The sequence below is a fragment of the Clostridia bacterium genome, from assembly GCA_024653205.1.
Classification (GTDB): Bacteria; Bacillota; DSM-521; order Neomoorellales; family SLTJ01; genus JANLFO01.
In genome coordinates, this window is record JANLFO010000007.1 from 1 (window position 1) to 19052 (window position 19052).

At 62.1% G+C, this 19052-nt stretch carries 38 protein-coding genes; all 38 read left to right on the forward strand.

What is annotated here, in order from left to right:
* The coding region (locus tag NUV99_04905) for an EF-Tu/IF-2/RF-3 family GTPase (protein ID MCR4419458.1) at positions 1–480 on the forward strand (480 nt) is incomplete at its 5' end.
* A gap of 15 nt (positions 481–495) precedes the next feature.
* The gene (gene rpsJ / locus NUV99_04910) at positions 496–804 is read left to right on the forward strand and encodes a 30S ribosomal protein S10 (protein ID MCR4419459.1); all 309 of its coding nucleotides are present in this window, start codon (positions 496–498) and stop codon (positions 802–804) included.
* A gap of 16 nt (positions 805–820) precedes the next feature.
* A complete protein-coding gene (gene rplC / locus NUV99_04915) occupies positions 821–1459 on the forward strand; it encodes a 50S ribosomal protein L3 (GenBank protein MCR4419460.1) in 639 nt (212 codons plus the stop codon).
* Between the two features lie 13 nt (positions 1460–1472).
* Positions 1473–2102, forward strand: coding sequence for a 50S ribosomal protein L4 (gene rplD, locus NUV99_04920; protein MCR4419461.1), 630 nt, complete (start codon positions 1473–1475; stop codon positions 2100–2102).
* Positions 2103–2390, forward strand: a complete 288-nt coding sequence (rplW, locus tag NUV99_04925; protein MCR4419462.1) for a 50S ribosomal protein L23 — start codon at positions 2103–2105, stop codon at positions 2388–2390.
* A 14-nt stretch (positions 2391–2404) separates the two neighbouring features.
* Positions 2405–3229: a 50S ribosomal protein L2 gene (gene rplB, locus NUV99_04930; GenBank protein ID MCR4419463.1), complete on the forward strand. Its 825-nt coding sequence runs from the start codon at positions 2405–2407 to the stop codon at positions 3227–3229.
* A gap of 24 nt (positions 3230–3253) precedes the next feature.
* Positions 3254–3538, forward strand: a complete 285-nt coding sequence (gene rpsS / locus NUV99_04935) for a 30S ribosomal protein S19 (GenBank protein MCR4419464.1) — start codon at positions 3254–3256, stop codon at positions 3536–3538.
* A 16-nt stretch (positions 3539–3554) separates the two neighbouring features.
* Positions 3555–3893 carry a 50S ribosomal protein L22 gene (gene rplV / locus NUV99_04940; GenBank protein MCR4419465.1) on the forward strand — a complete coding sequence of 113 codons (339 nt, stop codon included), beginning with the start codon at positions 3555–3557 and terminating at the stop codon, positions 3891–3893.
* A 3-nt stretch (positions 3894–3896) separates the two neighbouring features.
* Positions 3897–4556, forward strand: a complete 660-nt coding sequence (gene rpsC, locus NUV99_04945) for a 30S ribosomal protein S3 (GenBank protein MCR4419466.1) — start codon at positions 3897–3899, stop codon at positions 4554–4556.
* 2 nt (positions 4557–4558) lie between these two features.
* Positions 4559–4993: a 50S ribosomal protein L16 gene (gene rplP, locus NUV99_04950; protein MCR4419467.1), complete on the forward strand. Its 435-nt coding sequence runs from the start codon at positions 4559–4561 to the stop codon at positions 4991–4993.
* Complete coding sequence (gene rpmC / locus NUV99_04955; GenBank protein MCR4419468.1) at positions 4983–5192, forward strand: 50S ribosomal protein L29; 210 nt, start codon at positions 4983–4985, stop codon at positions 5190–5192. Before rplP ends, rpmC begins: the two co-directional genes overlap by 11 nt.
* A 6-nt stretch (positions 5193–5198) precedes the next feature.
* Positions 5199–5492, forward strand: a complete 294-nt coding sequence (gene rpsQ, locus NUV99_04960) for a 30S ribosomal protein S17 (protein ID MCR4419469.1) — start codon at positions 5199–5201, stop codon at positions 5490–5492.
* Positions 5489–5857, forward strand: coding sequence for a 50S ribosomal protein L14 (gene rplN, locus NUV99_04965; protein ID MCR4419470.1), 369 nt, complete (start codon positions 5489–5491; stop codon positions 5855–5857). The genes rpsQ and rplN overlap by 4 nt, the downstream gene beginning before the upstream one ends.
* 16 nt (positions 5858–5873) lie before the next feature.
* Positions 5874–6185, forward strand: a complete 312-nt coding sequence (gene rplX, locus NUV99_04970; protein MCR4419471.1) for a 50S ribosomal protein L24 — start codon at positions 5874–5876, stop codon at positions 6183–6185.
* A 49-nt stretch (positions 6186–6234) separates the two neighbouring features.
* Positions 6235–6774, forward strand: coding sequence for a 50S ribosomal protein L5 (rplE, locus tag NUV99_04975; GenBank protein MCR4419472.1), 540 nt, complete (start codon positions 6235–6237; stop codon positions 6772–6774).
* 15 nt (positions 6775–6789) lie between these two features.
* Positions 6790–6975 carry a type Z 30S ribosomal protein S14 gene (locus NUV99_04980; protein ID MCR4419473.1) on the forward strand — a complete coding sequence of 62 codons (186 nt, stop codon included), beginning with the start codon at positions 6790–6792 and terminating at the stop codon, positions 6973–6975.
* A 16-nt stretch (positions 6976–6991) separates the two neighbouring features.
* Positions 6992–7384, forward strand: a complete 393-nt coding sequence (gene rpsH / locus NUV99_04985; GenBank protein MCR4419474.1) for a 30S ribosomal protein S8 — start codon at positions 6992–6994, stop codon at positions 7382–7384.
* Positions 7385–7397: 13 nt separating this feature from the next.
* A complete protein-coding gene (gene rplF / locus NUV99_04990) occupies positions 7398–7946 on the forward strand; it encodes a 50S ribosomal protein L6 (protein ID MCR4419475.1) in 549 nt (182 codons plus the stop codon).
* 13 nt (positions 7947–7959) lie between these two features.
* Positions 7960–8331: a 50S ribosomal protein L18 gene (rplR, locus tag NUV99_04995; protein ID MCR4419476.1), complete on the forward strand. Its 372-nt coding sequence runs from the start codon at positions 7960–7962 to the stop codon at positions 8329–8331.
* 31 nt (positions 8332–8362) lie between these two features.
* Complete coding sequence (gene rpsE, locus NUV99_05000) at positions 8363–8866, forward strand: 30S ribosomal protein S5 (protein MCR4419477.1); 504 nt, start codon at positions 8363–8365, stop codon at positions 8864–8866.
* 13 nt (positions 8867–8879) lie between these two features.
* Positions 8880–9068, forward strand: coding sequence for a 50S ribosomal protein L30 (gene rpmD, locus NUV99_05005; GenBank protein MCR4419478.1), 189 nt, complete (start codon positions 8880–8882; stop codon positions 9066–9068).
* An 11-nt stretch (positions 9069–9079) separates the two neighbouring features.
* On the forward strand, positions 9080–9517 hold the full coding sequence (gene rplO, locus NUV99_05010; protein MCR4419479.1) for a 50S ribosomal protein L15: 438 nt from the start codon (positions 9080–9082) through the stop codon (positions 9515–9517).
* Positions 9518–10786, forward strand: a complete 1269-nt coding sequence (gene secY, locus NUV99_05015; GenBank protein ID MCR4419480.1) for a preprotein translocase subunit SecY — start codon at positions 9518–9520, stop codon at positions 10784–10786.
* 48 nt (positions 10787–10834) lie between these two features.
* Complete coding sequence (locus NUV99_05020; protein MCR4419481.1) at positions 10835–11482, forward strand: adenylate kinase; 648 nt, start codon at positions 10835–10837, stop codon at positions 11480–11482.
* Positions 11483–11496: 14 nt separating this feature from the next.
* Positions 11497–12243 (forward strand): type I methionyl aminopeptidase, encoded by a 747-nt coding sequence (map, locus tag NUV99_05025; protein ID MCR4419482.1) that lies wholly within the window; start codon positions 11497–11499, stop codon positions 12241–12243.
* A gap of 15 nt (positions 12244–12258) precedes the next feature.
* Positions 12259–12582, forward strand: a complete 324-nt coding sequence (locus tag NUV99_05030; GenBank protein ID MCR4419483.1) for a KOW domain-containing RNA-binding protein — start codon at positions 12259–12261, stop codon at positions 12580–12582.
* On the forward strand, positions 12560–12778 hold the full coding sequence (gene infA, locus NUV99_05035) for a translation initiation factor IF-1 (protein MCR4419484.1): 219 nt from the start codon (positions 12560–12562) through the stop codon (positions 12776–12778). Before NUV99_05030 ends, infA begins: the two co-directional genes overlap by 23 nt.
* A gap of 23 nt (positions 12779–12801) precedes the next feature.
* The gene (gene rpmJ, locus NUV99_05040) at positions 12802–12915 is read left to right on the forward strand and encodes a 50S ribosomal protein L36 (GenBank protein MCR4419485.1); all 114 of its coding nucleotides are present in this window, start codon (positions 12802–12804) and stop codon (positions 12913–12915) included.
* Between the two features lie 18 nt (positions 12916–12933).
* The gene (rpsM, locus tag NUV99_05045; protein MCR4419486.1) at positions 12934–13305 is read left to right on the forward strand and encodes a 30S ribosomal protein S13; all 372 of its coding nucleotides are present in this window, start codon (positions 12934–12936) and stop codon (positions 13303–13305) included.
* 34 nt (positions 13306–13339) lie between these two features.
* Positions 13340–13729, forward strand: coding sequence for a 30S ribosomal protein S11 (rpsK, locus tag NUV99_05050; protein ID MCR4419487.1), 390 nt, complete (start codon positions 13340–13342; stop codon positions 13727–13729).
* Between the two features lie 15 nt (positions 13730–13744).
* Positions 13745–14371: a 30S ribosomal protein S4 gene (gene rpsD / locus NUV99_05055; GenBank protein ID MCR4419488.1), complete on the forward strand. Its 627-nt coding sequence runs from the start codon at positions 13745–13747 to the stop codon at positions 14369–14371.
* A 19-nt stretch (positions 14372–14390) separates the two neighbouring features.
* Positions 14391–15338 (forward strand): DNA-directed RNA polymerase subunit alpha, encoded by a 948-nt coding sequence (locus NUV99_05060; protein MCR4419489.1) that lies wholly within the window; start codon positions 14391–14393, stop codon positions 15336–15338.
* A gap of 14 nt (positions 15339–15352) precedes the next feature.
* Positions 15353–15691, forward strand: coding sequence for a 50S ribosomal protein L17 (rplQ, locus tag NUV99_05065; GenBank protein ID MCR4419490.1), 339 nt, complete (start codon positions 15353–15355; stop codon positions 15689–15691).
* Positions 15692–15697: 6 nt separating this feature from the next.
* Positions 15698–16474, forward strand: a complete 777-nt coding sequence (truA, locus tag NUV99_05070) for a tRNA pseudouridine(38-40) synthase TruA (GenBank protein ID MCR4419491.1) — start codon at positions 15698–15700, stop codon at positions 16472–16474.
* 37 nt (positions 16475–16511) lie between these two features.
* A complete protein-coding gene (rplM, locus tag NUV99_05075; GenBank protein ID MCR4419492.1) occupies positions 16512–16952 on the forward strand; it encodes a 50S ribosomal protein L13 in 441 nt (146 codons plus the stop codon).
* On the forward strand, positions 16931–17338 hold the full coding sequence (gene rpsI / locus NUV99_05080; GenBank protein ID MCR4419493.1) for a 30S ribosomal protein S9: 408 nt from the start codon (positions 16931–16933) through the stop codon (positions 17336–17338). The genes rplM and rpsI overlap by 22 nt, the downstream gene beginning before the upstream one ends.
* Before the next feature lie 126 nt (positions 17339–17464).
* The gene (locus NUV99_05085; protein MCR4419494.1) at positions 17465–18193 is read left to right on the forward strand and encodes an N-acetylmuramoyl-L-alanine amidase; all 729 of its coding nucleotides are present in this window, start codon (positions 17465–17467) and stop codon (positions 18191–18193) included.
* 23 nt (positions 18194–18216) lie between these two features.
* Positions 18217–18747 (forward strand): methylated-DNA--[protein]-cysteine S-methyltransferase, encoded by a 531-nt coding sequence (locus NUV99_05090; protein MCR4419495.1) that lies wholly within the window; start codon positions 18217–18219, stop codon positions 18745–18747.
* Positions 18748–19052 lie beyond the last annotated feature (305 nt).

Consider the following 19052-nt stretch of genomic DNA (forward strand, 5'->3'; position numbering starts at 1 on the left):
GTCAAGGTAGGGGACGAAGTAGAGATAGTGGGGTTAATGGACAAGCCGCGCAAGACGGTAGTCACCGGGGTAGAGATGTTCCGCAAGACTCTGGACGTGGCCGAAGCGGGGGACAACATAGGGTGTCTGTTGCGGGGAGTAGACCGCAAGGAAGTGGAGCGGGGCATGGTTTTGGCCAAGCCGGGGAGTATCAAGCCGCACACCAAGTTTAGTGCTCAGGTATACGTACTGACCAAGGAAGAAGGCGGGCGGCACACGCCGTTTTTCAGCGGTTACCGGCCGCAGTTTTACTTTAGGACCACGGACGTAACCGGGGTAATAAGGCTGCCCGAGGGAGTAGAGATGGTAATGCCTGGGGACAACCTGCATATGGAAATAGAGCTGATCACGCCTATAGCCATAGAAGAGGGACTGCGCTTTGCCATCCGCGAGGGCGGCCGTACCGTGGGCGCTGGCGTGGTCACCACCATTAAAGAATAGCCGGGAGGGGGAAGCGTGACGCACCAGAAGATCCGCATCCGCCTCCGGGCCTTCGACCACCGGGTACTGGACCAGTCCTCGCAGAAGATCGTAGAAACCGCCCGGCGTACCGGCGCGCTGGTAGCCGGTCCCGTGCCGCTGCCGACCGAGCGCTCGGTGTATACGGTTATCCGGGCCCCGCATAAGTACAAGGACTCCCGGGAGCAATTCGAGCTGCGAACCCACAAGCGTCTGATCGATATTCTGGATCCTACGCCCAAGACGGTGGACGCGCTTATGCGGCTGGACCTGCCGGCGGGGGTGGATATCGAGATCAAGCTCTAGGCGGGAGAGATGGACTTTGGGCAAAGCAATTATCGGTCGCAAACTGGGCATGACCCAGGTCTTTACCGAAGACGGGCGTTGCCTGCCGGTCACGGTCATTCAGGCCGGACCCTGCGTGGTAGTGCAGAAGAGGGTGCCGGAAACCGACGGTTACCCGGCCATCCAGGTTGGCTTTGAACCCGTGCCGGAGCACCGGGTTAACCGGCCCCTGCGCGGGCATTTTGCCCGGGCCAAGGCGGGTCCTTTCCGGTATCTGCGGGAATTCCGGGTGGATAATGCCGACGACTATCAGGTGGGCCAGGAACTGCGGGTAGAGATGTTCAAGCCCGGAGAGGCCGTGGACGTAACCGGGGTCAGCCGGGGTCACGGGTTTGCCGGCGGTATCAAGCGCCACGGCTTCCAACGCGGTCCCATGTCCCACGGCTCTAAATACCACCGGCGCCCTGGTTCCCTGGCCGCCAAGGGGCCGGCCCGGGTGTTCAAGGGACGCAGGCTTCCGGGCCGAATGGGCCAGGAGAGGGTTACGGTTCAGAACCTGGAGGTTGTCAGGGTGGATCCGGAGCGTAATCTTCTGCTGGTAAAGGGCTCCGTGCCGGGTATTCGCCGCAGCCTGGTGATGGTAAGAGCTTCGGTTAAGGCCAAAGCTAAAGCGTGAGGCGGTGGGAAACTTGATCAGCGTAGCGGTGGTGAATACCGAAGGCCGGCCGGTCGGGGAAGTGCAGTTGCGGGACGATGTCTTCGGGCTGGTCCCCACGGAGCACGGAGCTACGGTCCACCGGACGGTGGTGAGGATACTGGCAGATCGGCGGCGGGGCACGGCGTCTACAAAGAGGCGGGGTGAAGTGGCCGGAGGGGGCCGCAAGCCGTGGCGCCAGAAAGGAACCGGCCGGGCCCGGGCCGGCAGCATTCGTTCGCCCTTATGGAGGGGCGGCGGGGCGGTATTCGGCCCCAGGCCGCGGGACTACTCCTTTGTCTTACCGCGAAAGCTGCGACGCCTGGCCCTACGGGCGGTCTTATCTGCCAAGCTGGCGCAGGGCAAGCTGATCGTAGTAGAGTCGTTGCCGCCGGTCCCGCCCAAGACCAAAGCAGCCTCGGCCTTTTTGCGGGCGGTGGGCGCCTGGCCCCAGGCTCTGCTGGTAGCGGACAATCCGCCGGCAGAGTTGAAGAGGGCGGTGCGCAACCTGCCGGGCGTAAGGCTTACCACGGTAGACAGCCTCAACCCTTACGACCTCCTGGCGCACGAGAAGGTAGTGCTCAGCCGCGAGGCGGTCGGCAGGTTGGAGGAGGTGTTAGCGTAGATGCTGGTGCCTCAGGACGTCATCATCCGGCCGGTAGTTACCGAGAAATCCACCCGGTTGATGGGCGAAAACAAGTACACCTTCCTGGTCCATCCCCGGGCCACCAAGGTGGACATCCGGCGGGCGGTGGAGGAACTCTTTCATGTCACCGTGGTTAAGGTCAATACCCTTAAAGTTCGGGGCAAGCGGAGACGCCTGGGAAGAACGGTCGGACGCACACCGGATCGAAAGAAGGCCGTCGTGACCCTCAAACCGGGCGACAAGATCGAGATTATCGAAGGGCTGTAAAGCGGGGTGATAGAGTGCCGGTCAAAGCCTATAAGCCCACTTCGCCGGGAATTCGTCAGAAGACGGTGGTAGACTACGGGGAGCTGACGCGTAAGGAACCGGAGAAGCAACTGGTCAGGCCCCTGAAGAAGCACGCCGGCCGAAACTTCCAGGGCCGGATTACGGTACGGCACCGGGGCGGGGGGACCAAGCGCTTCTATCGCCTGATCGACTTCCGGCGGGATAAGGACGGAGTTCCCGGACGGGTGGCGGCACTGGAGTACGATCCCAACCGCTCGGCGCATATCGCCCTGATCCACTACGTCGACGGCGAGAAGCGCTACATCCTTGCTCCTCATGGTTTGGTAGTAGGAGATCGGATCGAGTCGGGGGAGAAGGCCGACATCCGCGTGGGCAATGCCCTTCCCCTGAGGAACATCCCGGTCGGTACGGTTATTCACAACATAGAGCTCAAACCGGGTAAGGGCGGCCAGTTGGCGCGCTCGGCCGGGTCTTCGGCCCAGTTGATGGCCAAGGAGGGCGATTACGCCCACATACGTTTGCCTTCCGGGGAGGTGCGCCTGGTTCACCTCGACTGTAAGGCCACCATCGGCCAGGTGGGCAACGTGGATCACGAGAACGTGGTCATCGGTAAGGCGGGGCGGAAACGCTGGCTCGGCATCCGGCCGACCGTACGCGGGGTAGTGATGAACCCGGTAGATCATCCGCACGGAGGCGGCGAGGGTAAAGCGCCTATCGGCCGGCACCCGGTAACGCCCTGGGGCAAGCCGGCGTTGGGCGTCAAGACCCGAAAGAAAAATAAGCCTTCCGACAAGATGATCGTCAAGCGTCGTAAGTAGCCGAAGGGGGATAGGAGAGGCGATATGGGCCGTTCCAAGAAAAAGGGGCCTTATTGTGACAGCCACCTGCTGAAAAAGATTGAGGCCCTGAACGAGAAGGGCGAAAAGAGGGTAATCAAGACCTGGTCCCGGCGGTCTACCATCTTTCCGCAGATGGTGGGGCACACCATTGCCGTGCACGACGGGCGGCGGCACGTGCCCGTCTACATTACCGAGGATATGGTCGGCCACAAGCTGGGAGAGTTTGCGCCTACACGGTTGTTCCGTGGCCACGGCGCCCATACGGAAAGATCCACAGCCTTGAAATAAGAAGGGGTAGGTGGGCATGGAGGTACGCGCTACCGCCAGATACGTGCGGCTGTCGCCGAAGAAGGCCCAGGGAGTGGTCAGTCTGATCCGGGGAAAGGGCGTGGACGAAGCCATGGCCATTCTCCGGTTTACTCCCCAGAAGGCTGGCCGGATTATTGCCAAGGTGCTTCAGTCGGCGGTGGCCAACGCCGAGCACAACCATGACCTTGACCGGGACCGACTCTACGTGGCCCGGGCCTACGTGGATCAGGGCCCGAGTCTCAAGCGGTATATGCCCCGGGCCTTCGGTCGGGCCAATCTTATGCGGCACCGCACCAGCCACGTTACCGTGGTAGTAGCCCATAAGGAGGGGTGATGCGTGGGGCAGAAAGTGCATCCAGAAGGACTGCGCCTGGGGATTATTCGTGATTGGAATGCCCGCTGGTACGCGGCCAAGGATTACGCCAGACTCCTGCACGAGGACCTGGAGCTGCGGCGTTATCTGAAGTCCAGGCTCTACGTGGCGGGAGTGTCGGATATAGAAATCGAGCGGGCGGCCAACCGGCTGAAGATCACCATTCACGCCGCCAAGCCCGGCCTGGTCATCGGCCGGGGAGGACAGGAGGTGGAACGCCTGCGCCAGGAGCTGGAGAAGCGTACCGGGCGGCAGGTGAACCTTAATATCGTGGAAATCAAGCGGCCGGAACTGGAGGCCCAGCTGGTGGCCGAAGGAGTGGCGGCGCAACTCGAAAAGAGGGTATCATTTCGGCGCGCCATGAAGCAGGCCGTCTCCCGGGCCATGCGCATGGGGGCCCAGGGCATAAGGATCGCCTGCTCGGGACGCCTGGCCGGGGCGGAGATCGCCCGAACTGAATGGTACAGCGAAGGCAAGGTGCCGCTCCAGACCCTGCGGGCGGACATCGACTACGGCTTTGCCGAGGCCAACACTACCTACGGGAAGATCGGCATCAAGGTCTGGATTTATCGCGGCGACGTTCTGCCGGAGGCTGCCAGGGCCGCAGGTAAAGGGGGAGAGTAGCCGTGCTGGCTCCCAAACGGGTTAAATACCGTAAGGAACAGCGGGGTGGCTTGGCGGGAAGGGCTAAGGGCGGCACCGGACTGGCCTACGGCGATTACGGCCTGGTGGCCCTGGAGGCGGCCTGGATTACCGCCCGCCAGATCGAGGCCGCACGGGTGGCCATCACCCGGTGCATCAAGCGCGGGGGAAAACTGTGGATCAAGATCTTTCCCCACAAGCCGATAACCGCCAAGCCGGCGGAAACCCGCATGGGTAGCGGCAAGGGCAGCCCGGAGTACTGGGTGGCGGTAGTCAAGCCCGGTCGGGTCTTGTTTGAGCTGGCGGGCGTACCGGAGGACATGGCCCGGGAGGCCATGCGTCTGGCCAGCAACAAGCTGCCCATCAAGACCAAGTTTATCAAGCGAGAAGGCCTAGGTGGTGAAGCCGGTGAGGGCTAGTGAAATCCGGGACCTGACCAGCGAGGAAATAAAGCAGAAGCTGGTGGACTGGAAGCAGGAGCTGTTCAATCTGCGCTTCCAGGCGGCCACCGGACAGCTGGATAATCCCATGCGTATTCGGGATGTCAAGCGTAGCATTGCCCGGGCCAAGACGGTGCTGCGGGAGCGCGAGCTCGGGCGGGAAAGGAAGGAGGCCTAGCCGGTCATGGCGGGCGAGGAGCGCGGAAACCGTAAGGTGCGGGTGGGCACGGTGGTGAGCGATAAGATGAACAAGACCGTGGTAGTGGAGGTAGAAACCACGGTTCGTCACTCCCTTTACGGCAAGACCATACGGCGGACCAGGCGCCTGAAGGCCCATGACGAGGAAAACCGGTGCCGGGTGGGCGACGTGGTACGCATCATGGAAACCCGGCCCCTCAGCAAGGAGAAGCGCTGGAGGGTAGTGGAAATACTGGAGCGCCGTACGGTATTGCCGGAAGATAAGGTGGTGGAAGTATGATCCAGCAGGAATCCGTACTCAAAGTCGGAGACAACACCGGTGCCAAGCGCCTTTTGTGTATTCGCGTTCTCGGAGGATCCGAGCGGCGTTACGCCTCGGTGGGTGACGTGATCATCGCCTCGGTCAAGGAGGCCACTCCCGGAGGCGTGGTGAAGAAAGGCGACGTGGTTCGGGCGGTGGTGGTACGCACCCGGAGACCGGTGCGCCGCCCTGACGGCTCCTACATCCGCTTTGACGAGAACGCGGCGGTAATCATTAACGAGCAGGGGAACCCCCGGGGAACGCGCATATTCGGCCCGGTGGCCCGCGAGCTGAGGGAGAAGGATTTCATGAAGATCATCTCCCTGGCTCCGGAAGTGCTCTGAAGGCGGGTGACGGGTCATGCACGTGAAGAAAGGCGATACCGTGGTGGTTATTACCGGTAAGGAGAAAGGCAAGCGGGGGAAGGTGCTGGCCGTTGACCGCCGGAGAAACCGGGTGACCGTGGAAGGCGTGAATCTGGTGAAGCGCCACCTGCGGCCCACGCGCCAACTCCCCCAGGGAGGGATTGTGGAAAAAGAGGCCTCCGTCCACGCCTCTAACGTCCTGCTCTGGTGCGCCCGGTGCGAGGCTCCCAGTCGGGTCGGTCGCAGCCTTCTGGAGGACGGCAAGAAGGTGCGGGTGTGCCGGCGGTGCGGGGAACACCTAGACTAAGGCGCAGTGATAAGGAGGGTCGGTGTTGGAGGCGGCAGTCGAAAGAGAAATGCCCAATCTCAAGAGGCGCTACCTGGAGGAAGTTCGGCCGCAGCTCATGCGCCGTTTCGGCTACAAGAACGTAATGCAGGCTCCCCGGCTGGAAAAGATAGTGCTCAACATTGCCGTGGGGGAGGCCGCCCAGAATCCCAAAGCCCTGGATGCGGCGGTGCAAGACCTGACCGCCATCAGCGGCCAGCGCCCGGCCATTCGACGGGCCAAACGCTCCATTGCTGCCTTCAAGTTGCGCAAGGGAATGGCCATAGCCTGTATGGTTACCCTGCGGGGCGACCGCATGTACGAGTTCCTGGATCGACTGATTAACGTAGCTCTGCCGAGGGTGCGCGACTTTCGCGGGGTTCCGCCCGAGGGGTTCGACGGTCGGGGCAACTACAACCTGGGGCTGCGGGAGCAGTTGATCTTTCCGGAGATAGAGTACGACAAAGTGGATCGGGTACGGGGAATGAACATCAGCATTATTACTACCGCCCGCACCGACGAGGAAGGCCGGGAGTTGTTGCGGCTGTTGGGCATGCCGTTCCGATCCTAGAGGAGGGAGACCTGGGTGGCCAGGAAGTCTCTGATCATCAAGCAGAAGCGGCCTCCGAAGTTTAAGGTCCGTGCCTATAATCGCTGCTACCTGTGCGGTCGGCCCCGGGCGTACCTGCGCAAGTTCGGGCTGTGCCGGATATGCTTCCGGACCTTGGCCCACCGGGGGGAAATCCCGGGCGTTCGCAAGGCTAGTTGGTAAGGAGGCCGGTGAGCCAATGACCGATCCCATTGCCGATTTCTTGACCCGTATACGCAATGCCACCACCATCCGGAAGGATACGGTGGAAGTGCCGGCTTCGAAAATGAAGCGGGCTCTGGCGGACATCCTGAAGCGCGAAGGCTTTATCCGGGACTACGAGTACATTGAGGACGGCAGGCAAGGGGTGCTCCGCCTGTACCTCAAGTACGGACCCAACAAGGAAAAGATCATAACCGGTCTGAAGCGCATTTCTCGGCCCGGCCTGCGGGTGTACGCGCGCAAGGATCAGCTTCCCCGGGTGCTGGGCGGGCTGGGAATCGCCGTCATTTCCACCTCGCGGGGCGTCATGACCGATAAGGAAGCACGCAAGCGCGGGCTGGGCGGCGAAGTAATCTGCTATATCTGGTAAGGGGGGACGGGATTTGTCCCGTATCGGGAGAATGCCGGTGGAGATCCCGGCCGGTGTGGAGGTGAGTGTAGAGGGCAACCTGGTTCGGGTCAAGGGGCCCAAAGGGGAACTGGCCCGAAGCCTGCCCCCGGCCATCTCGGTAAAGCTGGAAGCGGGCCGGATCCTGGTGGAACGGCCCTCAGACGCCAATCAGCACCGGGCCCTACACGGCCTGTGCCGCACCTTAATCAAGAACATGGTGGAAGGAGTAAGTCAGGGCTTTCAGCGGGTGCTGGAGCTAAGCGGAGTGGGCTACCGGGCAAGCAAGCAAGGCGAAAAGCTGGTCCTCCAGGTGGGCTATTCCCATCCGGTGGAGATAGAACCCGGGCCGGGGCTGAGCATAGAGGTGCCGGCGCCCAACCGGATCGTGGTGAGGGGCATAGATAAGGAGGCGGTCGGCAACCTGGCGGCCCGCATCCGGAGCATAAGACCCCCGGAGCCCTACAAGGGCAAGGGTATTCGGTACGAGGGCGAACGCATCCGGCATAAGGTGGGTAAGGCCGGCACCGGTAAGAAGAGGTAGGGGGCGGTACAGGGTGATCAAGAGGGAAGATCGGAAGAAGCTGCGGGCCAAGAGACACCTGCGCCTTCGCAAACGCATAACGGGCACCAGTTCCCGACCGCGGCTTTGCGTATACCGCAGCAACGCCCACATCTATGCCCAAATCATCGATGATAGCCGCGGCCATACCCTGGTAGCCGCCTCTACGTTGGACCCGGAGATTCGGGCGCAGCTGGAAGGAAAGGGCAAGAACATCCGGGCGGCCCGGCTGGTAGGGGAGAGACTGGCCGCCAAGGCGAAAGCCTTGGGGATCACCAAGGTGGTATTCGACCGGGGAGGCAATCTCTATCACGGCCGGGTGGCCGCCCTGGCCGAAGGGGCGCGGGCCGGCGGCCTCGACTTCTAGCTGAGAGGGCGATTAGGAAGGAGGCGGCAACTTGCCGAAGCGCATAGATCTTTCGCAAACCGAACTCAGCGAAAGAGTGGTGAGCATAAACCGCGTGGCCAAAGTGGTCAAGGGCGGCCGGCGGTTCAGCTTCAGCGTAATGGTAGTGGTGGGCGACGGGAACGGTCACGTGGGTGCAGGCCTGGGCAAGGCGGGAGAGGTGCCCGAAGCCATCCGCAAGGGAGTAGAGGTGGCCAAGAAGAACCTGATCGAGGTGCCGCTGGTGGGCACCACCATACCCCACGAGGTAGTCGGCGAGTTCGGGGCGGCCAAGGTGCTCATGAAGCCGGCCAGCCCCGGTACGGGGGTCATTGCTGGCGGCCCGGTGCGGGCGGTTATGGAGTCGGCCGGGATAAAGGACGTTCTGACCAAATCGCTCGGTTCCAATAACGCCATAAACGTGGTCTATGCCACCGTTGAAGGTCTGAAGCAGTTGCGACGACCGGAAGAGGTAGCCCGCCTGCGGGGTAAGACCGCCGCCGAGTTGTTGGCCTAAGGGGGCGCCGGAGATGAAAAGACTGCGCATTACCTTGATAAGAAGCCTTATCGGCCGGCCGGAGAAGCAGCGGCGCACGGTACGGGCCTTGGGTTTGGGCAAGCTCAACAGCCAGGTTGTGCATGCGGATACGCCCTCCATAAGAGGCATGATTCGTCAAGTAGAGCACCTGGTGCGCGTAGAAGAAGTAGTCGAGGGTTAGGGGGGAAAACGGTGGAACTGCACGAACTAAGCCCGGCACCGGGTTCCCGACGTTCCCGCTTTCGGGTGGGCCGGGGCATAGCCAGCGGTGCCGGCAAGACCGCGGGCAAGGGCCATAAGGGTCAGAAGGCCCGTTCCGGAGGCGGCGTGCGGCGAGGCTTCGAAGGAGGGCAGATGCCCCTGGTGCGCCGCATTCCCAAGCGGGGCTTTACCAGCGACCGCCCGCGCATGGCGGTAATCAACGTGGGCGAACTCAACCGTTTTGGCGAAGGCGAAGTGGTTACTCCCGAGCTCTTGGCCGAGAAGGGATTGGTAAAGAAGCTCTCATGGGGCGTAAGAGTCCTGGGCGAAGGAGAGTTGACCAAGGCGCTAACGGTGCGGGCGCACGGCTTTAGCCAGGCGGCCCGGCGCAAGATAGAAGCCGCCGGCGGCCGGGTCGAGGTGGTATAGGTGCTGGGAACACTGGCAAGTGCCTGGAGGCTGCCGGATCTCCGGCGGCGAATCGTGTTCACCTTGCTGATGCTGGTGGTATTCCGGGTGGGGGCGCACGTTCCCGTCCCGGGCATAGATAAGGCTGCGCTGGCCCAGGTCATGGAGGCCGGCCTCCTTTTCGGCTTCCTGGATATCGTTTCCGGCGGGGCCTTCAAGAGTTTCACCGTTTTTGCCATGGGCATCATGCCCTACATCAACGCCTCGATCATCATGCAGCTGTTGACCGTGGTTATACCCCGGCTGGAGCAATTGGCCAAGGAAGGGGAAGAAGGGCGGCGCAAGATCGTACAGTACACCCGATACGGTACGGTAGTGTTGGGCTTCATTCAGGCAATCGGTATGGCCGTGTTCCTGGGGCGCTCGCAGCCGCCGGCTCTGATGCACCCGGGGATACCCGCGTACCTGATGGTAGCTCTTACCTTAACCGCTGGTACCGTCTTCCTGATGTGGATGGGCGAACTCATAACCGAGAGGGGTATCGGGAACGGGATTTCTCTACTGATTTTCGCCGGCATCGTGGCCCGACTGCCGCGTGAGTTCTACAGCATATACGAGTTCCTGCGCACCGGCACAGTGGGCGTAATAAGCGTGGTAGGCTTTGTAATTATAGCCGTGCTGGTAATTGCCGCCATCGTGGCCATGAACGAGGGGCAGAGGAGGATACCGGTCCAGTATGCCAAGCGGGTGGTGGGCCGGCGGGTATACGGGGGTCAGAGCACCCACATACCCCTCCGGGTGAACCAGGCAGGCGTAATCCCGGTCATCTTTGCCATGTCCATTTTGCTGTTTCCCAATACCCTGGCCTCCTGGTTTCCCCAAAACGACTTTGCCCAGGCAGTGGTTAACTTCTTCGATTTCCGGACCATTCCGTACATGATACTGTACGCGGTGTTGATCATCTTCTTCACCTACTTTTACACGGCCATCACCTTCAATCCGGTGGACGTGGCGGACAACATCAAGAAGTACGGGGGGTTTATCCCGGGCCTGAGGCCGGGCAGGCCGACGGCGGAGTATATCGAACGGATTCTTACCCGGGTAACTTTTGCCGGGGCGGTGTTCCTGGCCTTTGTTGCCGTGCTGCCCAACATCGTTACCGCCGTTACCGGCCTTAACGTCTATTTCGGCGGCACCTCGCTGCTTATCGTGGTAGGCGTGGCTCTGGATACCATGAAACAACTGGAAGCGCACCTGCTGATGCGCCATTACGAAGGCTTTATCAAGTAAGAAAGGGGGAGAAGCCGCGCGGGTTTTGCCCCGCGCAGGCGAGCGTCTATGCGCCTGGTAATAATGGGCCCGCCGGGGGCAGGAAAAGGCACCCAAGCCGAGCGGCTGGTGCGGGAACTGGGAATAGTTCACGTTTCTACCGGTGACCTGTTTCGGGCGGCGGTAGCCGAGGGCACCCCCCTGGGGCTGGAAGCCAAGAAGTACCTGGATGCCGGGCAACTGGTGCCCGATGAAGTAACGGTGGGAATGGTGAGGGAGCGCTTGCTGCAGCCGGATTGCAGTTCCGGCTTTCTCCTGGACGGCTTTCCCCGCACCGTGGCTCAGGCCGAGGCCCTGGGCCGGATGCTGCAGGAGATGGGGTTGAAGCTGGACGCGGTGCTGAACATCGACGTTCCGGAAGAGAAGCTGGTGGCCCGGCTTACCGGCCGCCGCGTTTGCCGGCAGTGCGGAGCCAACTACCACCTGGAATTTAATCCTCCCCGCCGGCCCGGGGTCTGCGACCGGTGCGGCGGAGAACTGTACCACCGCAGCGACGACACCGAGGCTACGGTACGGAGCCGGCTGGAGGTCTACCGGCGCCAGACGGCCCCGCTCCTGGCCTACTATCGCGAGCGGGGCCTGCTGAGGGAGGTTAATGGAGACCAAGAGGTGGAGCAGGTATTCCGCTCCTTATTGGACGCCCTGAGGCAGAAGTAGGGGTTTGACCCGAGTTGATCATTCTTAAGTCCGACCGCGAACTGGAGTTGATGCGCCAAGCGGGTCGAGTTGTGGCCGAGACCTTGGTCCTGCTGGAGAGAATGGTCGTGCCGGGGGTGTCCACCCAGGAGCTGAATGAGGCGGCCGAAAGCTACATCCTTAAGCAGGGGGCGTACCCTTCCTTCAAGGGCTACCGGGGTTTCCCGGCCAGCATCTGCGCCTCGGTTAACGAGGAAGTGGTGCACGGCCTGCCGGGTTTAAGGAGACTGGTGGAGGGAGATATTATTAGTATCGACATCGGCGCGGAACTAGAAGGCTACCACGGAGACGCCGCCATTACCGTGCCCGTGGGCCGGGTTAAGCCCGAGGTAGAGCGCCTGCTGCGGGTTACGCAGGAGGCTTTGTGGCTGGGTATTGAGCAGGCGCGACCGGGTCGTCGTCTTAGCGACATTTCCCATGCCATCCAGATGCACGTGGAGAAGAACGGTTTCAGCGTCGTGCGCGAGTTCGTGGGCCACGGCATCGGGCGCACCATGCACGAAGAGCCTCAGGTGCCCAACTACGGGCGCCCCGGTCGGGGGCCCCGGTTGACTCCGGGTATGACCCTGGCCATCGAGCCTATGGTCAACCTGGGCGGGCCGGAGGTTTTGGTTCTGGCCGATGGGTGGACGGTGGTGACCCGGGACGGGAGTTATTCTGCCCACTTCGAGCACACCGTGGCCGTGACCACCGAAGGGCCCCGGGTGCTCACGCTTCCCTGAGGGGGTGGGTGAGTCTTGGCGGCGCACCCACCGGTCCTGAGGATAGGGCAGCTGGTCTTCTCCAAGGCCGGCCGCGATCGCGGGCGACCGTTTCTGGTGTATAGGGTATCCGACGAGGGGTTTGTCTATGTGGTGGACGGGGACCTGCGGCGGGTAGCCAGACCTAAGCGCAAAAACGTAAGACATCTGCAGCCAACCCAAAAGGTGGCCTTGGAACTGGCGACCAAGATAGAGTCCGGGAAGCCTCCCACCGATGCGGAGGTCAGGAGAGCGCTGGCTGCTTTGACTAACGTCCCCGGTGGAGAGGAGGAAGGGGATGGCGAAAAAGGAGGTTATTGAGGTTCAGGGTACGGTAGTGGAGCCGCTCCCCAACGGGATGTTCCGCGTAGAGCTGGACAACGGTCACCGGGTGCTCGCCCACGTGTCGGGTAAAATCCGAATGAACTTCATTAGGATCCTGCCTGGGGATCGGGTTACCGTGGAGTTATCCCCTTATGACCTTAGCCGGGGAAGGATCACCTATCGCTACAAGTAGCTACGGAAGCGGAGGGGAAAACCTTGAAGGTAAGGCCTTCGGTAAAGCCTATTTGTGAAAAGTGTAAGGTCATCAAGCGTCACGGCAGGGTAATGGTCATCTGTGAGAACCCCAAGCACAAGCAAAAGCAAGGCTAAGGAGAAGGAGGTGAAAAGGTGGCACGTATAGCCGGCGTAGATCTGCCACGGGACAAACGGGTGGAGATCGCCCTGACCTATATATACGGAATCGGGCGTTCCCTTTCGCGCCGGATACTTCAGGCCACCGGGGTCAACCCCGATACCCGGGTTAGGGACCTTACCGAAGATGAGGTAAGCCGCCTGCGGGAGTATATCGACCGGAATTGTACGGTAGAGGGCGACCTCCGGCGGGACGTAGCCATGAACATCAAGCGGCTTATAGATATCGGTTGCTATCGGGGGCTGCGGCACCGGAGGGGGCTGCCGGTTCGGGGGCAGAGAACCCGAACCAACGCCAGGACCCGCAAGGGACCGCGCAAGACGGTTGGCGTGCGGCGCAAGAAGTAGAACAATCGAGGCAAGGGGGTAGGAAGAGGAGGCTATGGGTAGGAGAGCTACCAGGGCGCGTCGTAAGGAAAAGCGTCATGTGGAAAGCGGCATTGCGCACATCAAATCGACCTTCAATAATACCATCGTTACCATTACCGACAAGAGCGGTAATACCCTGTCCTGGGCCAGTGCCGGCACGGTAGGCTTCAAGGGTTCACGCAAGAGCACTCCTTATGCCGCCCAGATGGCGGCCGAGGCTGCGGCCAAGGAAGCCCTGGGCTACGGGATGAAAGAAGTGGAATGTCGGGTAAAGGGACCGGGTGCGGGCCGCGAGGCCGCCATCCGTTCGCTGCAGGCGGCGGGACTGGAGATAACGGTCATCAAAGACGTTACGCCCATACCGCACAACGGGTGTCGGCCGCCCAAGCGCCGTCGGGTCTAATCTGGGGGTGGAAGAGTGAGCAGATACACCGGACCGGTTTGTCGCCTTTGCCGGCGGGAAGGAATCAAGCTTTTCCTCAAGGCGGAGAGGTGCTACACGGATAGGTGCGCCATGGAGCGCCGGCCTTACCCGCCGGGTCTGCACGGGCACGGTCGCAAGAAGGTTACCGAGTACGGGATGCAGCTCAGGGAGAAGCAGAAGGCCAAGCGCGTTTACGGAGTGCTGGAAAGGCAGTTCCGCAACTACTTCGAGCGCGCGGAGAGGCAAAAAGGCGCCACCGGCGAGAACTTGCTGCGGCTCCTGGAACGCCGCCTGGACAATGTGGTCTTTCGGCTCGGCCTGGCCGGCTCCCGGCCGGAAGCCCGGCAACTGGTACGCCACGGCCATTTTGCCGTCAACGGCCGCAAGGTAGACATTCCCTCTTATCAGGTACGACCCGGGGATGAAATCGCGGTGCGGGAGGGCAGCCGGGATCTACCCAAGTTCAAGGCCCTGGCCGAAGCGCTGGCCCACCGTACGCCGCCGGCCTGGCTGGAGGTCGATAAGGAAAACCTGCGCGGCCGGGTACTTCGACTCCCGCAGCGAGACGAAATCGACGTACCCGTGGAGGAGCACCTGATCGTGGAACTCTACTCCCGGTAACGGCGGAGGAGGGGGTAGCATGCTGGAGATTGAAAAGCCCCGCATAAGCTGCGTGGAGCTGAGCCCCAACCGGCGCTACGGCCGCTATGTGATCGAGCCGCTGGAGAGAGGCTACGGCATCACCCTGGGCAACGCCCTGCGGCGGGTGCTGTTGTCCTCCCTCCCCGGTGCGGCCATTACCCAGGTCAAGATCGAGGGGGTTCTGCATGAGTTCTCCACCCTCCCCGGCGTAATCGAGGATACCACGGATATCCTGCTCAACCTCAAGGGCGTATGTTTGAAGATGTACGGCGACGGTCCCAAGACGGTAAGGATCGAGGCCGAGGGCGAGGGAGAGGTAAAGGCGGAGGATATTATCTGCGACGCCGACGTGGAGGTGCTCAACCCGGACTGGCATATAGCCACCCTGGAAGAGGGCGGTCGCCTTTTCATGGAGATGACCGTGGAAAAGGGCCAAGGCTACAGGCCGGCAGAAAGGAATAAGCGGGAAGGAGAACCCATCGGGGTGATACCCGTGGATTCCATCTTTACGCCGGTACCTCGCGTCAATTACCGGGTAGAGAACACGCGGGTCGGTCAGGTTACGGATTACGACAAGCTTATCCTGGAAGTCTGGACGAACGGAAGCCTGGAACCCGGGGAAGCGGTAGGCGCCGCTGCCCGCATCATGACCGACTACTTGAAGCTTTTCCTGGGCCTTACCGATATGGTTTCCGAGGAGATCAGTCCGGCGGATAAGGAGGACAATCGCCAGGACCGGATACTCAACATGAGTATAGAGGACCTCGACCTTTCCGTGCGTTCCTATAATTGCCTGAAACGGGCGGGCATCAATACGGTGCAGGAACTGATCCAGCGAACCGAGGAAGACATGATGAAGGTCCGCAATCTGGGCAAAAAGTCCCTGGAGGAAGTACAGCAGAAGCTGGCCGAGTTGGGACTGTCCCTGCGGAAGGCGGAAGAGTAGGGGGTGACGGAGCAATGAGTTACCGCAAGCTGGGGCGGCGCAGCGACCACCGCCGGGCCATGCTGCGCAACCTGGTTACCTCCTTTCTGCGGGAGGGACGGCTGGAGACTACGGAAACCAGGGCGAAAGAACTGCGCCGTCTGGCAGACAGAATGATAAGCTTGGGCAAGAGAGGGGACCTGCACGCCCGCCGGCAGGCGCTGGCCTTCCTTCTGGACGAGAGCGTGGTCAAACGGTTGTTCGACGAGCTGGGACCTCGGTACAAGGAGCGTCAGGGAGGATATACCCGGGTAATCAAGGCCGGGGTGCGTCACGGAGACGGCGCTCCCATGGCGGTGGTGGAACTGGTCTAGCGTTCCATGCGCTATCTGAAGCTGACCGTGGCCTACGACGGTACGGCCTACCACGGCTGGGCGGTGCAGCCTGCCGTCCGGGGCCCGACCGTCCAGGGCGTGATGCAGGAGAGACTCGGCGAGCTCACCGGGGAGTGTCTGAGCCTGGTGGCGGCCAGTCGTACCGATGCCGGAGTGCACGCCCGGGGACAGGTGGTGGTATTCTCCACCCGGAGTCGCATCCCCTTAGATCGGTGGCCGTTGGCGGCCAACAGCGTTCTTCCCCCTGATATCGCCGTACTGAAGGCGGAAGAGGTGCCGCCCGGTTTCGACCCCCGCAAGCACGCACTCTATAAGACGTACAGCTACACCATCCACAACCACCCGCTTCCCGACGTGTTTCGACGCCGGTACGTCTTGGAGGTGCGCGCTCCGCTGGCGGTGGATGCCATGCAGGAGGCGGCCGGCTACCTGGTGGGCCGGCACGATTTCCGGGCTTTCTGTGCCTCGGGGGGAGCGGCCAGGACCACGGTTCGCACGCTTTACCGGTGCCGGGTGAGGCGGTGGGGACCCAGGATACGGGTAGAGGCGACGGCGGACGGCTTCCTCTACCACATGGTCAGAATCATCGTGGGCACCCTGCTGGAGGTAGGACTGGGCCGGCTGGAACCGGAGCAGGTGGCCGCCATAATGGCCGAGGGCCGGCGGGAGGCCGCCGGGCCCACCGCGCCGGCACGGGGCCTGTGTCTGGAAAGGGTAGTTTTTCGGAACCCCGGCTTGACAGATGCTGCCGGCGGCAGCTAAAATAAGAAACGCTGAGCGCAGGAGCGGGGTGAAAGTAATGCAGAGCACTTACGCGGCTAAACCGGGAGAAGTAACGCGCCGCTGGTACATTCTCGACGCCACCGACCGGCCGCTGGGCCGCCTGGCCTCGGAGGCGGCGCGGATTCTGCGGGGCAAGCACAAACCCATCTACACGCCGCATGTGGACACCGGAGACCACGTAATAATCGTCAACGCCGCCAAGGTGAGGCTGACGGGAAAGAAAGCGGAGAACAAGTACTACGTTTACCATACCGGTTACCCCGGGGGCCTGAAAAGGATACAGTACAAGAAGCTCCTGGCCGAGAAGCCGGAGCTGGCGGTGGAAGAAGCGGTGCGGCGCATGCTGCCCCCGAACCGGCTGGGTAGGAAGATGCTGAAGAAGCTGCGGGTCTACCGGGGAAGCGAGCACCCGCACCAGGCCCAGAAGCCCGAACCCTGGCAAGGCTGGAGGGAGTGAACGGGTTGTATTACGGTACCGGAAGGAGAAAAGAAGCCGTAGCACGGGTATGGATAAGACCGGGGCAGGGCCGGGTGATGGTAAACCGCCGGCTGCTCGAGGATTACTTTCCGATGGAGATGCTTCGGCAGAAGATCCTCGAACCTCTGCGTGCGGTCGGCCTGGAAGGGCGGTACGAGGTTATCGCCAACGTGCGGGGGGGCGGGGTTTCCGGTCAGGCCGGGGCGGTGCGCCTGGGTATAGCCCGGGCTCTGCTGCAGGCGGACTCCGGGCTGCGTCCCGCCCTGCGCCGGGGAGGGCTCCTGACCCGGGATCCGCGGATGAAAGAACGCCGTAAGTACGGGCTTAAGAAGGCCCGAAAGGCACCGCAGTACTCCAAGCGCTGAGCGGTTTGGCAAGAATCCATACGGCAAAAAGCAAAAGGGCGGGGGCAACCCTGCTTTTTTGTGTTTGGGATGGAGGTTCTCCGTCTAATGGTCGGGGCATAAACTCTCCCCTGGGGGTCAAAAGCGGTGATTGTGATAGTTCGGGGCCGTCACCTGCGGATAGTGCTGGCGGTAATCCTGGTCCTGATCCTGCTGGGTGTGTGGAGGTGGGCGAGGAGGGAGGAGAGTTTCCCTGTCTTTTCCTGGCTTCTGGCCGGCCGCCGGGTGGTGGTGGATCCCGGCCACGGCGGGGTAGATCCCGGGGCGGTCGGGCCGGCAGGAACCAGGGAAAAGGACGTAACCCTGGCCATCAGCCTTCGTTTGCGGGACCTCTTGGCCCAGGCCGGAGCGGCGGTAGTGATGACCCGGGAGACGGATGTGGATCTGGGCAGCCCCGGGAAAAGCCTCGGTGCCCGAAAGCGGGAGGACCTGGACCGCCGCATCGCCATTGCCCGCGAGCATGAAGCGGAAATCTATCTGGGCATTCAGGCCAACGCCTTCGGTACGCGGTGGAGGGGTGCCCAGACCTTCTACCACCCTTCTTCGGAGGAGGGCCGTCTCCTGGCCGAAGCCATCCAGGCCGAACTCATCCGCATCCTGGGCAACACCAATCGTCGGGCCAAGTCACTGGAATTATACCTGCTCCGCAATCTCACCGTACCCGCGGCGGTAATCGTAGAAGTGGGCTTTTTGTCCAATCCGGAGGAGGAAAGACTGCTGAACGATCCATACTATCAGCAGAAGGTAGCCCTGGCCGTGTACAGCGGAGTAATCCGGTATCTTGCCGGCCGGGTGCCGGAAGGTTCTAGCCCGTGAAATGCCGAATTATTTAGCCAGTCATGCGCTACCTTACGGTACGAACGGCTTGGGGTTGGATCGCGCTGGCGGGAAGCGAAAAGGGGCTGGCGGCGCTGGTTCTCCCGCGGGGAGAAGAAGAAGCGGCTCTGGCCGCCTTACGGAACCGGATTAGGGCCTCTTCCTGGGAAGTGGACCCCAAAGGTTTTGGCGATCTTCCTGGGCGGCTGGAGGCCTACTTCACCGGGGAGCGCGTGGATTTCGCCGATTCCGCAAGCCTTGACTGGGGGTGTGTTACCGGGTTCCGCCGTCAGGTGTTATCGGCCGTCAGGCTCATACCTTATGGTCAGACCCGTTCGTATGGCTGGCTGGCGGAGCAGTCCGGTCGCCCCCGCGCCTGGCGGGCGGTGGGACAGGCCCTCAAGGCCAATCCTTGGCCCGTAATAGTGCCCTGCCACCGCGTGATAGGTAAGTCCGGGGATCTCGGCGGCTTCAGTGAGGGGCGGGAGACCAAGGCCCGCTTGCTGATCCTGGAAGGGGCACGGGCAGTCAGGCCCCCGAAGCCGGGAGCGTAGGGAAGCACCTGGATTATCCTCGCTTTTCCCTGTCAGTCCCGGTTTCACCGAGTACCTGAAGTCTCACCGGGCACCGAACTCGGCGAGGGCGAGGGCAGAGGCGGGCCGAAGGCCACGGATGGCCGAAGCCGCGCCGGCGCCATGGACGGCGCCTAAGCGGTGCCTGCGGAACCCGGAAGCCGGAGCCGCAGTTCGGGCGGCGAAGCGAACGGTACGAGGGCGAACCGGGACTGCCGGGACAAAGAGTGGGGATCCGCAGGGGAAGCACTCGTTGCCCGAGCTACCGGCCTGGGGTGGACCGGGGC

Coding starts and splice junctions, on each gene's coding strand:
- rplV (MCR4419465.1), top strand. CDS start 3,555: ATGGAGGTACGCGCTACCGCCAGATACGTGCGGCTGTCGCCGAAGAAG.
- rpsK (MCR4419487.1), top strand. CDS start 13,340: ATGGGTAGGAGAGCTACCAGGGCGCGTCGTAAGGAAAAGCGTCATGTG.
- rplW (MCR4419462.1), top strand. CDS start 2,103: ATGCTGGTGCCTCAGGACGTCATCATCCGGCCGGTAGTTACCGAGAAA.
- NUV99_05020 (MCR4419481.1), top strand. CDS start 10,835: ATGCGCCTGGTAATAATGGGCCCGCCGGGGGCAGGAAAAGGCACCCAA.
- rplE (MCR4419472.1), top strand. CDS start 6,235: ATGCCCAATCTCAAGAGGCGCTACCTGGAGGAAGTTCGGCCGCAGCTC.
- rpmD (MCR4419478.1), top strand. CDS start 8,880: ATGAAAAGACTGCGCATTACCTTGATAAGAAGCCTTATCGGCCGGCCG.
- rpsQ (MCR4419469.1), top strand. CDS start 5,199: ATGGCGGGCGAGGAGCGCGGAAACCGTAAGGTGCGGGTGGGCACGGTG.
- NUV99_05060 (MCR4419489.1), top strand. CDS start 14,391: ATGCTGGAGATTGAAAAGCCCCGCATAAGCTGCGTGGAGCTGAGCCCC.
- rplQ (MCR4419490.1), top strand. CDS start 15,353: ATGAGTTACCGCAAGCTGGGGCGGCGCAGCGACCACCGCCGGGCCATG.
- infA (MCR4419484.1), top strand. CDS start 12,560: ATGGCGAAAAAGGAGGTTATTGAGGTTCAGGGTACGGTAGTGGAGCCG.
- rpsS (MCR4419464.1), top strand. CDS start 3,254: ATGGGCCGTTCCAAGAAAAAGGGGCCTTATTGTGACAGCCACCTGCTG.
- rplX (MCR4419471.1), top strand. CDS start 5,874: ATGCACGTGAAGAAAGGCGATACCGTGGTGGTTATTACCGGTAAGGAG.
- truA (MCR4419491.1), top strand. CDS start 15,698: ATGCGCTATCTGAAGCTGACCGTGGCCTACGACGGTACGGCCTACCAC.
- NUV99_05090 (MCR4419495.1), top strand. CDS start 18,217: ATGCGCTACCTTACGGTACGAACGGCTTGGGGTTGGATCGCGCTGGCG.
- rpsH (MCR4419474.1), top strand. CDS start 6,992: ATGACCGATCCCATTGCCGATTTCTTGACCCGTATACGCAATGCCACC.
- rplN (MCR4419470.1), top strand. CDS start 5,489: ATGATCCAGCAGGAATCCGTACTCAAAGTCGGAGACAACACCGGTGCC.
- rplM (MCR4419492.1), top strand. CDS start 16,512: ATGCAGAGCACTTACGCGGCTAAACCGGGAGAAGTAACGCGCCGCTGG.